Raw genomic sequence first — 11137 nt, 5'->3', positions numbered from 1 at the left:
CCGCACCGCAGGGAGCCGACCGGCCCCCGTGTCCCCCGGACGCGGGGGCCGGCCTGCGTCCCGGGGAGCCTTCCCTACAGGCCCGACGAGGACTGGCAGGTGACCTCGTCCGCGGTCTGTCCCTCCAGCGCGCTGCCGAGCGGCGGCACGACGACCCTGGAGCCCGTCGCCAGGTCCGCACCGACGAGCAGTTGGACCCCGGCCGCCGACTCGTCGAGGGTGACCTGGCTCTGCGGCACGCCGAACCGGGCGGCGAGATCCGCCGCGGCCGCCTCGTAGCCCGAGCTGAAATAGACCTGCGACAACTCCGCCGGCACGGACGGGTAGGGTGCGGCCTGCGTGTAGCCGGCCGCGACGAGGATCTTCTGCACCTCGGCCGCCCGCTCCGGGTCCGAGGTGGCGTTCACGACGAGGACCGGGACCGACCCCGGATCGACCACCGGGGCCTCCGGGGTGGCGGGGGCCTGCGTGGTGGGTGCCTGCGTCGCGGGAGCGGTCGGCGTGGCCGAGGGTTCCGGTTCGTCCTCGGTGAGGCCCCGGTCCTCGCGCAGCGCGTCGAAGAGCGGCGCGGCCGCCTCCTCGTCGAGCACGAGGCGGTTGGGATCCTCGACCCACTGCTCGGTGGGGACCGTCACGAAGGCGATGTTGCCGAGGTCGACGTCCTTCATGCGGTCGGCGATCTTCAGCAGTTCCACGGGCCTGGACAGGCCCTCGTCCACCGTGAGGTTGCGTGTGACGGTGTCGGCGATCGCATAGAGACGGGGCAGATTGGTCAAGGTGCCTTCGGCGCGCACCTTGCGGGCCATGGAGGCCATGAAGGACTGCTGCGCCGCGATGCGCCCCGTGTCGCCCCCATCGCCGAAACTGTGGCGCGTCCGCAGGAAGGCCAGGGCCTGGTCCCCCTCCACCTCACTGGTCCCTGCGGGCAGGGTCAGACCGGAGTACTCGTCGTCCACGGGTTCCTCGACACAGACCTCGACGCCGCCGAGGGTGGAGGACAGCTCCTTGACCGCATCGAAATCCGCCATCATGAAGTGGTCGATCGAGAGTCCGGTCAGATTGTTGATCGCAGCGACGGTGCATCCGGGACCGCCCTCGCCGAGCGCGCCGTTCAGCTGGCCGAGATCCATCGCCGGGGAGGCCTCCCCCGTCTCGGGATTCACGCAGCTGGGCAGGGGCACCAGCAGATCGCGGGGGAACGAGACGACGGCGACGTCCTCCCGGTCGGCGGAGAGCGTCAGCAGCATCATGACGTCCGAATTGCCCTCCCCGGCCGAGTCGTCCTCGCTGCCGAAGAACTTCCCCGAGTTGCCCGTCCGCGTGTCCGTGCCGAGGATGAGGATCTGGACGGGGTCAGTACTGGAGTCGACGGGAAGCGCCGATTCCCCGTTCTGCCCCAGGTTGAGCGGGGAGGTGGCGACGTTCGACTGCAGGCGGAACACCTGGACCGCGACGAACACCACGGCGGCGAGGAGCACGGATGCCATCACCATGGCCCCGACGGCCAGCCCGCGGTGCTGCCTCCCGCGGCCCAGGTGCCGTCCGGCCGGGGCCGTGTCGACGGACGCATCACCCGGGACCGCCGCGGGGGCGTCGCCGGCGCTCTGCGCGCCATCGCTGGATGGTCGGCGGGTCATGCCGGGGCTCCTTCAGGTGCTTGGTCGGACGTACGGGACGGCGGCCGGACGGCGCACCGGTGCACGGTGGAAGGTGAGAAAGTCGGTCGGCCGGATGGGCCTGCAGGCGGCGTGTCCCGGCGGTCCAACGAGCGGTGCCGGGAAGTAGTGCCCGCTAGAACCCTAGCTTGACGAGCTGCTTGGGGTCGCGTTGCCAGTCCTTGGCCACCTTGACGTGGAGGTCCAGGTAGATCCTCGTCCCCAGCAGGGCCTCGATGCCCCGGCGCGCGTTCGTCCCCACCTCACGGAGCCGTGCCCCACCCTTGCCGATGATGATGGCCTTCTGCGACGGACGTTCCACGTACAGGTTGACGTGGACATCGAGCATCGGATCGTCGTCCCGGCGCCCCTCCCTCGGGATCATCTCCTCCACCACGACGGCGAGGGAATGCGGGAGTTCGTCGCGGACGCCCTCCAGGGCGGCCTCGCGGACCAGTTCGGCCACCATGACGGCTTCCGGTTCATCCGTCAGCTGCCCGTCCGGGTACAGGACGGGGGATTCGGGCATGTGCCTGCTGAAGACCTCGGCGACGGTGGCCACCTGGAATCCGTCGGCGGCGGAGACGGGAACGATGTCGGCCCACCCGTCGGCACCCGCCACCTCGGTGCCGAGCTTCGCGACGGCGAGGAGCTGTTCCGTGAGGGCCTGCCGGTCCACGAGATCCGTCTTGGTGACCACCGCGATCAGGGGCTTACGGTTCAACCGGGCCAGCTGCTCGGCGATGAAGCGGTCGCCGGGACCGATCTTCTCGTTGGCGGGGAGGCAGAAGCCCACGGCGTCCACCTCGGAGAGGGTGTCGGCGACGAGGTCGTTGAGCCGCTGGCCCAGCAGCGTGCGGGGGCGGTGGAGTCCGGGGGTGTCGACGAGGACGATCTGCGAGTCCTCGCGGTTCACGATCCCCCGGATGGTGTGGCGGGTGGTCTGCGGCTTGGCCGAGGTGATGGCGACCTTCTGCCCCACGAGGGCGTTCGTGAGGGTCGACTTGCCTGCGTTCGGCCGTCCGACGAGCGAGACGAATCCGGCCCTGTGCTTAGCGTCGCTCATTGTCAGCCTCTATCGTCTCTCGTTCGTCGTGCGCTGCGTGCTCGGGCGGCAAGCGGTAGGTGATCACGTGGGAGACCCTGTTGCGGCGCCCCTCCACGCGTTCGGCCCGCAGCCCGATACCGTCAATTGTGACCTCTGATCCGACGATCGGCACCCTGCCCAGGGTCTTGGCCAGCAGGCCGCCGACCGTGTCCACCTCTTCATCGTCCAGGTCGATCCCGAAGAGCTCACCGAGGTCGTCGATCCCCATGCGGGCGCTCACCCGGTACTCGCCGCCGTCGAGCTGTTCCTGCTCCGGCACCTCGGAGTCGTACTCGTCCACGATCTCGCCGACGATCTCCTCGATGAGGTCCTCGAGTGTGACCAGACCGGCTGTGCCGCCGTATTCGTCGATGACGATGGCCACGTGGGTGGACTCGCGCTGCAGTTCGCGCAGCAGATCGCCGACCGGCTTGGACTCCGGGACGTACCGCGCGGGTCGGCAGTCGGCGTCGACGGGACGGGAGAGGTTCGACGCGGGCCGTCCGTGGAGGTTCGCCACGACGTCCTTCAGGTACAGCAGCCCCCGGATGTCGTCCGAGCTCTCTCCGATGACGGGGATCCGGGAGTAGCCCGAGCGGAGGAAGAGGGACATGGCCTGGCTCAGCGTCGATCCGGACTCGATGGTGACCATGTCGGTGCGCGGGACCATGACCGAGCGGACCTTGGTGTCGCCGAGTTCGAACACCGAGTGGATCAGCTCCGCCTCGTTGTCCTCGATCATCTCGGCGTCGGACGCACGGGAGAGGAGTTCCCTGAACTCCTCCTGCGTGAAGAACGCGGCTTCGTCGCGGGCTGCGCCCGGTGTGATCGAGCTGCCGATGCGCACGAGCCACCGGGGAATCGGGCCGAGGATCACGCACAGGAAGGACACGAGCCCGGCCGTCAGGCGGACGACGGCCGGCGCGTGGGTGCGCCCCAGCTGACGGGGTGACACACCGACGATCACGAAACCGATGGCGGCCATCACAGCGGTGGCGAGGAGTCCCGCCAGCCAGATGCTGTCGAGCAGGTCGTGGAAGAGGATCGCGACGGCGACGGCACCGGCCATCTCGAACCACACCCGCCAGAACCGGAGGGCGTGCATGTGGGCGACGGGCGCGTCGAGGATGCGGCTGATCGACCCCCTCCGGGACTCCTGCACGAGGGCCTCGCCCTCCTGGCGCGGCAGGTAGCTGAAGGCCGCCTCGGCGGCCGTGACGAGGGCAGCCGTGAGCGCGAAGAGCAACCCCATCAGTGCGAGTAGCCAGATGGTCAAGCGCGCGTCTCCTGAGGGGCGTTACCGCCGAGGAAATCGGACAGGAGCTGGCGCTGCAGACCGAACATCTCCTTCTCCTCCTCGGGTTCCGCGTGGTCGTAACCGAGGAGGTGGAGGACCCCGTGGGTCGTCAGCAGCAGCAGCTCCTCATTCGTGCTGTGCCCTGCAGCGGCGCCCTGCGACGCCGCGACCTCCGGGCACAGGACGATGTCACCGAGGAGCCCGGCCGGCGTCACCCGGCCCGGCGTACCCGGTCGCAACTCGTCCATGGGGAAGGAGAGCACGTCGGTGGGTCCGGGCTCGTCCATCCACTCGACGTGCAGCTTCTCCATCGCGGCGACGTCCACGAGGATGACCGACAGCTCCGCCTCGGGGTGGACGAAGAGCGATTCGAGCAGGAAGTTCGCCAGGCGGACGAGGGACGCTTCGTCGACGTCGTGCCCGGACTCGTTGTTGACCTCGACGCTCATCGGACGGCCGCCGGCCGGCCGGTGTGCGCCTGGGCGGCGCGCTGGGTCTCGTCCCAGGTGCCGTAGGCGCTGACGATGTCCCCGACGAGCCGGTGCCGGACGACGTCGGAGGCGTCGAGCTCGCTGAAGTACACGTCGTCGACGTCGCGGAGGATCTCGCTGACGACGCGCAGGCCCGAGCTCGTGCCGCTGGGCAGGTCGACCTGGGTGATGTCGCCCGTCACCACCATCTTCGAACCGAAGCCGAGGCGCGTGAGGAACATCTTCATCTGTTCCGGGGTGGTGTTCTGGGCCTCGTCCAGGATGATGAACGCGTCATTGAGCGTCCGGCCACGCATGTAGGCGAGCGGGGCCACCTCGATGGTGCCGGCCGCCATCAGGCGCGGGATGGAGTCGGGGTCCATCATGTCGTGCAGCGCGTCGTACAGGGGGCGCAGGTACGGGTCGATCTTGTCGTTGAGGGTTCCCGGCAGGAATCCGAGACGCTCCCCCGCCTCGACGGCCGGCCGGGTCAGGATGATCCGGTTCACTTCCTTGTGCTGCAGCGCCTGCACGGCCTTGGCCATCGCCAGGTAGGTCTTGCCGGTACCTGCCGGACCGATGCCGAACACGATGGTGTTGCGGTCGATCGCGTCGACGTAGGTGCTCTGGTTGAGGGTCTTCGGGCGGATCGTCCTGCCGCGCGAGGAGAGGATGTTGACGGACAGCACCTCCGCCGGGCGGGCAGCGCTCTGCGTCTTCAGCATGCTGACCAGCTGCTCCAGGACCTGGGGCGAGACCGGCGCGTTGTTGGCCGCCATGGAACGGACCTCCGCGACGAGCCGCTCGGTCCGCAGCACGTCGGCCGAGGGACCGGTGATGGTCAGCTCGTTGCCGCGGGCATGGAGACCGACGCCGGGGAAGGAGTCCTCGATCAGCCGCAGCGCCTCGTCGTTGGATCCCAGCGCCTGCACCATCTGCTCCGTCGAGTCGAAGAGGAACACCCTGGTGTCGAGTCCTGCCGCGTTGATGCCTGTTGAAGTTTCGCTCATACCTCGGCCGTCCGGCCTTCGATCGCCCCTCATCCGAATTGTCGTACTGGTGTCGTACGGGTGGTTCCGTCCCGTGTCCGCCCATGAGGCAGGGATGCCAATGATACGCCACCCCGCCTGTCCCGGTCCTTCCGTCAACATGTCCCGTGCGCTCCCCATTCCCCGGGAGGGGCCGGAATGCAAGCCGTTTCTCGGGCTGTCCCTCGGCCGCCCGTCGGTCCCGGAATTCATAGCGAATAGGCCACGGCTTCGTATCGATCAGGTTTCAGTCATCCCCAGTGTCGATATTCGACCCGGCACCGCTGCCGCCCTGTGCCAAGCTGAAACAGGTCCACCCTGAGCAGTCCGCCACCGCCCGCGCCAGGGTCGGAGCCGCCGGAGCACACCCCGGGACCACACCACCTGTTGCCGGGAACCACCGATCGTCCCGCGCGCATTCGACGGAAGGAGGCAAGCATGAACCACCAGGACCCGCTGAGGAAGAACCGGCTGGGGCTCGGCGGCATCCTCCTGGCCTCCGGTGCCGTGCTGCTGGGGACCGGCGCCTTCCTCCTCCCCGATCTGGGGCTGCCGTCGAGCAATGCGCAGATGGCTCCCCTTCCCGATCCCCGCGCGACGACGACGGACGAGCGCGCCGCCACCGATCCACCCGATGAGGCCTCGGGGCGGGGCCCCACCGAGGGCCCGTCGGACACCGCCCGACCGCTCGTGCCCGTCTACTGGCTCGGCGCCGACGACGGCGCCGAGCGGCTCTTCCGCGAGTACCTGGCCGCGCCGGAGGATTCAGCCGGCGATCCGATCGCGGATGCCGTCCGGCTGATGACCTCGGCGCAGCCCCTCGATCCCGACTACCACTCGTCCTGGCGGGCGGCTTCGAACGTCAGCTCATCCGTCTCGACGAAGAACGTCATCACCCTCGACATCTCCTCCGACGCCTTCCCGCGGCGCCTCGACGAGGAGCAGGGGCGGCTGGCACTGCAGCAGCTCGTGTACACGGCCACTGCGGCGGCCTCGGACGCGGGGCTGATCGCGGGCGGCGAGGCGAGCTCGGTCGTCGTGCTGGTCGACGGCGCGGCGGATCACCGTGCCTTCGGGTCCATCGACCTGGGCGGGGAATGGACCCGGGATACCGCGACCCTCGCGCCACTGTGGATCATCGATCCGCAGGAGGGTGTGCAGGTCGACTCCGGGAGCCTGACCATCCACGGGATCGGCCCGGCCTCGGAGGACGAACTGGCCTGGCGGATCGACCGAAGCGTCGACGGATCGGCGGAGGGTGGCACGGAACTCTTCCGGGACGGTTCCGTCGACATCACCCCCCAGGACGGCGCCCCGGGTGCCTACTCGTTCCCGGTGACCCTGCCACCGGGGCGGTACGAGATCACCGTCTCGGTTTCCTCGGACGACGGGGAGTCGGCGGACTCGAAGACCGTCGTCGTCGACTAGCGGACGGACTCGCGCGACGCGGACTACCAGCGCCCGAGCAGGTGGTTCAACAGCACCAGGGCCGCAGGGCCGGCCGTCGAGGAGCGCAGCACGTGCGGGCCCAGGCGCGCAGCATCGGCTCCGGCGGCGCGCAGCTTCCCCAGTTCCGCCTCACTGATCCCACCCTCCGGTCCGACGACGACGGCCGTCGAGGTCCCGTGCGACGGCCCGCCCGCGAGCAGCGCGGACACCTGGTCGGCGAGCGGGAGGTCGGCGTCCTCGTGGAGGACGATCATGCGGTCGACGGTCTCCGCCCACGCGGCCAGCCGCGACGTGTCCATCACGGCATGGACCTCGGGCACGAACGAGCGCCGCGACTGTTTCGATGCCGCCGACACGAGCGACACCCACTTCTGCCGGCCCTTCTCGGCCTTGTCGCCGCGCCAGCGCACGATGCTCCGCTCGGCATGCCAGGGCACGACGGCGTCGATCCCGAGTTCGGTCGCCGCCTCCACGGCCTGCTCGTCGCGTCCGCCCTTGGCGAGGGCCTGAACGAGGATCAGCCGGTGCCGCGGTGCGGGCTCCTGGCCGGCCGTCTCCACGGCGACCTCGACGGTCCCGCTCCCGACGGCCGTGATGACGCCGCCGATCCGGAAACCGGCACCGTCGGAGACATCGAGGTGCTCGCCCGCGCCGAGGCGGCGGACGGTCGCAGCGTGCCGCCCCTCGTCCCCGCCGAGCACGAAGACACTGCCGGGGGTCGCCGCACGGACCGCCTCACCCGGTCCGAAGAACAGGGGACGCGTCATGGTCAGCGGTTCCCGAGCCGCTCCCGCAGGCGGGCGAAGACACCGGAGCCGCTGCTGGCCAGCTGGCCGTCGGTGTACTCCTCGTTGCGCAGCTCGGCCAGCTTGCGCAGGAGCTCCTCCTGCTGCGGGTCCACGTTGCGCGGGGTCTCGACGTTGAGGTGGACCCGCAGGTCACCCCTGCCCTGGCTCCGCAGGTGCGTGACGCCGAGTCCCCGCAGGGTCAGGATCTCGCCGGGCTGCGTGCCGGGCTTGATATCGAGCTCCTGGTCGCCGTCGTAGGTGTCCAGGTGCACCGTGGTGCCGAGCGCCGCCGCCGTCATGGGGACGCTCAGTGTCACGTGCAGGTCGTCGCCGTCGCGCAGGAAGGTGGAGTCGGTGGCGACCCGGATCTCGACGTACAGATCGCCCTGCGGTCCGCCGGCCGTCCCGGCCTCGCCCTGGCCGGCCAGCTGGATGCGCGTGCCGGTGCTGACGCCCGCGGGGACCTTGATGGTCAGGGTGCGGCGGGCGCGGACGCGGCCCTCGCCGCTGCACTCGTGGCAGGGGCTGGGGATGACGGTGCCGAAGCCCTGGCAGGTGCCGCAGGGGGCGCTCGTCATGACCTGGCCGAGGATCGAGCGGACGGCCCGCTGGACCTGGCCCGACCCGCCGCAGATGTCACAGGTGCGGGGTGAGGTGCCGGGCTGGCAGCAGCTGCCGTCGCAGGTGGGACACGTCTCCGCGGTGTCCACCTCGATCTTCTTGTTGGTGCCGAAGACGGCGTCCTTCAGGTCGATGCGCACGTTGATGAGCGCGTCCTGTCCCCGACGCGTCCGCGAGGGGGCGCCGGCCTGCTGGCCACCGCCGCCGAAGAAGGTCTCGAAGATGTCCTGGAAGGCGAAGCCCGAGCCCGAGTACCCGGCGCCGTAGCCGCTGTCCGTCCCGTTCTCGTTGCCGGTGGTGTCGTAGACCCGCCGCTTCTGGGGGTCGGACAGCACCTCGTAGGCGTGGCTGACGCGCTTGAACTCCTCCGACGCGTCCGGACCCGGGTTCACGTCGGGGTGGAGCTTCCGGGCGAGCTTGCGGTACGCCTTCTTGATTTCCTCCCCGGTTGCACCCTGCGCTACACCGAGGACCTCATAGTGATTACTCACTCGTACACATCACTTCCTGTTGAACGTTCTGTCATCTGCTCGCCGGCTGTGCCGGCGGAAAGGCCGTGGTCGGCCGTGGGCGGCCGTCGACTACCCAGAACCGCTGCCCGCTCCCGTGTTATTCCTCGAGGATCCTCGAGAGGTAGCGGGCGACGGCGCGCACCGCCGCCATCGTCGTCGGGTAGTCCATGCGGGTGGGGCCGAGGATCCCGAGCTTCGCTCCGGCATCCGGTCCGTACCCTGTCGCCACCACGGAGGCCTCCGACAACCCTCCGTAGGGGTTCTCGCTCCCGATCCGCACCGAGATGCCGCGCGCGTCGTATTCCATCTCCGACAGCAGCCTCAGCATGACCACCTGCTCCTCGAGAGCCTCCAGGACGGGGCCGATGCTCAGCGGGAAGTCCCCGGTGGAGCGGGCCAGGTTGGCCGTCCCGGCCAGCAGGATGCGATCGTCCCGTCCGAGCCCGGCGAGCTGTTCGAGTGCCCTGACGATCGTACCCCCGTGGGCACGGAGGCCTGGAGGGAACTGCGAGAGGGCGAGGCCGAGCTCACCCGGGAGCGCCGCGAGCTTCACGCCCGACACGGCGGACAGGATGCGCTGCTTGAGCTCGGCGAGCTCGGACTCCTCGATGTCCGCGTGGGTCCGTACGATGCGCTGCTGCACGGTGCCGTTCGTCGCGATCAGGACGACGAGGATCTGCTGCGGGGCCAACAGCACGCATTCGATGTGCCGCACGGACGCCCCGCCGACGCGGGGGAACTGGACGACGGCCACCTGGTGGGTGATCTGCGCGAGCAGCCTCACCGTGCGGTCCATGACGTCGTCGAGGTCCTCCGCACCCTCGAGGAGGGTTTGGATGGCCTTCTTCTCCGGCGCGGACAACGGCTTGACCTCGGAGATGCGGTCCACGAACAGGCGGTAGCCCTTGTCGGTGGGGATGCGTCCCGAGCTGGTGTGCGGCGCGGTGATCAGGCCCTCCTCCTCGAGGACGGCCATGTCGTTGCGGATGGTGGCCGAGGAGACGCCGAGCCGGTGGCGGTCCACCAGGGCCTTGGACCCGACGGGCTCCCGGGAGTGGACGTAGTCCTCGACGATGGCCCGGAGCACCTCCAGGCGTCGCGGTTCACTCATTCCTGTGTCACCTCCGGCTCCGTTCCTCCCCTGGGCTCGCGTGGCAGGCGGGTACCCCCACGGTTAGCACTCGACACGCCCAAGTGCCAAGTCTAGTACGTCCGCTTCGATTGTTAGCATTGGGATCCCGGGCTGCGGCAGACCGTCGGAGCCCCCGTGGGAAGGACACACCCGGGATGGACTACAGCTGGGGAGCCCGCGACCTAGCGGCCCCGAAGCGGGTGGAACTCGCCGATGTCCCTGTGGAGAAGGACATGGTTCTCGAGGACGTCCAGAGCGGATTCGTGGGCGCGGTGGTCCGCGTCGAGAAGTCCGGCGGTCTCCACGTGATGGTGCTCGAGGACCGGCGCGGCAAGACGCGCACGTTCCGGCTCGGCCACGGCTTCCTCCTCGACGGACGCCCGGTCCACGTCGTCGCTCCCGTCCCGGGCGCCGCCCGCACCGCCGCCCGCACCGCCAACCGCACCGCCTCCGGCTCCGTGCGGGTGGAGAACGCGAGGGCCAGGACCGCCCGCGCGAGCAGGATCTGGGTGGAGGGCCAGCACGATGCCGAGCTCGTCGAGAAGGTGTGGGGCGACGACCTGCGCCTGGAGGGGATCGTCGTCGAGCCGCTGCACGGCGTGGACGACCTGGAAGGCGCCATCCGCGCCTTCGGCCCCGGTCCGCAGCGCAGGCTCGGCATCCTCGTCGACCACCTGCTCCCGGGCACCAAGGAATCCCGGATCGCGCAGCAGGCGATGACCGCTCCCGGGGCCCGCGGCAACGTGCTGATCGTCGGCCACCCGTACGTGGACGTCTGGCAGGCCGTGAAGCCGACGGCGCTGGGCCTGGCGGCCTGGCCCGTGGTCCCCCGCGGCCAGGACTGGAAGACGGGCATCCTGGCCGGTCTCGGCTGGCCCCACCACGACCAGGCCGCCGTGGCCAACGGATGGAAACGCATCCTCGGCCGGGTCAGCACCTACGCGGATCTGGAGCCTTCCCTGCTGGGCCGGGTCGAGGAAGTGATCGACTTCCTCACCGCGGCTCCGGGCGGTTCCTGAGCCGGGCGGTCCCGGCCACCACGTATCCTTGGATCACACTCCGGGGGAAGTTCTTCGACAGCCAGCAAAGGAATCCACG

Annotated in this window: 10 protein-coding genes; 2 read left to right on the top strand and 8 right to left on the bottom strand. The window is 69.8% G+C overall.

What is annotated here, in order from left to right; all coding sequences use genetic code 11:
- Nucleotides 1-74 precede the first annotated feature (74 nt).
- The 5 genes from AC4D2E_RS05845 to AC4D2E_RS05825 form a co-directional block, all read right to left on the bottom strand.
- Nucleotides 75-1637 (bottom strand): LCP family protein, encoded by a 1563-nt coding sequence (locus AC4D2E_RS05845; RefSeq protein WP_490951922.1) that lies wholly within the window; start codon nucleotides 1635-1637, stop codon nucleotides 75-77.
- A 154-nt stretch (nucleotides 1638-1791) separates the two neighbouring features.
- On the bottom strand, nucleotides 1792-2721 hold the full coding sequence (gene era, locus AC4D2E_RS05840) for a GTPase Era (protein ID WP_490909397.1): 930 nt from the start codon (nucleotides 2719-2721) through the stop codon (nucleotides 1792-1794).
- Nucleotides 2708-4018, bottom strand: coding sequence for a hemolysin family protein (locus AC4D2E_RS05835; protein ID WP_490909398.1), 1311 nt, complete (start codon nucleotides 4016-4018; stop codon nucleotides 2708-2710). Before AC4D2E_RS05835 ends, era begins: the two co-directional genes overlap by 14 nt.
- A complete protein-coding gene (gene ybeY, locus AC4D2E_RS05830) occupies nucleotides 4015-4488 on the bottom strand; it encodes an rRNA maturation RNase YbeY (protein WP_490909399.1) in 474 nt (157 codons plus the stop codon). Before ybeY ends, AC4D2E_RS05835 begins: the two co-directional genes overlap by 4 nt.
- A complete protein-coding gene (locus tag AC4D2E_RS05825) occupies nucleotides 4485-5519 on the bottom strand; it encodes a PhoH family protein (protein ID WP_104165121.1) in 1035 nt (344 codons plus the stop codon). The genes ybeY and AC4D2E_RS05825 overlap by 4 nt, the downstream gene beginning before the upstream one ends.
- A 456-nt stretch (nucleotides 5520-5975) precedes the next feature.
- Between AC4D2E_RS05825 and AC4D2E_RS05820 the strand changes: the two genes are divergently transcribed.
- Nucleotides 5976-6965: a GerMN domain-containing protein gene (locus AC4D2E_RS05820; RefSeq protein ID WP_490909400.1), complete on the top strand. Its 990-nt coding sequence runs from the start codon at nucleotides 5976-5978 to the stop codon at nucleotides 6963-6965.
- Between the two features lie 23 nt (nucleotides 6966-6988).
- On the opposite strand, the gene AC4D2E_RS05815 is transcribed toward AC4D2E_RS05820, so the two are convergent.
- The 3 genes from AC4D2E_RS05815 to hrcA all read right to left on the bottom strand — a co-directional run bounded on the left by AC4D2E_RS05815 (nucleotide 6989) and on the right by hrcA (nucleotide 10018).
- A complete protein-coding gene (locus AC4D2E_RS05815; RefSeq protein ID WP_104165125.1) occupies nucleotides 6989-7753 on the bottom strand; it encodes a 16S rRNA (uracil(1498)-N(3))-methyltransferase in 765 nt (254 codons plus the stop codon).
- Between the two features lie 2 nt (nucleotides 7754-7755).
- The gene (gene dnaJ, locus AC4D2E_RS05810) at nucleotides 7756-8886 is read right to left on the bottom strand and encodes a molecular chaperone DnaJ (RefSeq protein WP_104165127.1); all 1131 of its coding nucleotides are present in this window, start codon (nucleotides 8884-8886) and stop codon (nucleotides 7756-7758) included.
- Nucleotides 8887-9004: 118 nt separating this feature from the next.
- Entirely contained in the window at nucleotides 9005-10018 is a 1014-nt protein-coding gene (gene hrcA / locus AC4D2E_RS05805) for a heat-inducible transcriptional repressor HrcA (protein WP_104165129.1), read from the bottom strand.
- Nucleotides 10019-10194: 176 nt separating this feature from the next.
- On the opposite strand from hrcA, the gene AC4D2E_RS05800 reads away from it, so the two are divergent.
- A complete protein-coding gene (locus AC4D2E_RS05800; protein WP_490909401.1) occupies nucleotides 10195-11058 on the top strand; it encodes a DUF3097 family protein in 864 nt (287 codons plus the stop codon).
- Nucleotides 11059-11137: the final 79 nt, after the last annotated feature.

This window comes from Arthrobacter sp. TJ-265 (genome assembly GCF_058269135.1).
This window is presented reverse-complemented; position numbering and strand designations above follow the sequence as displayed.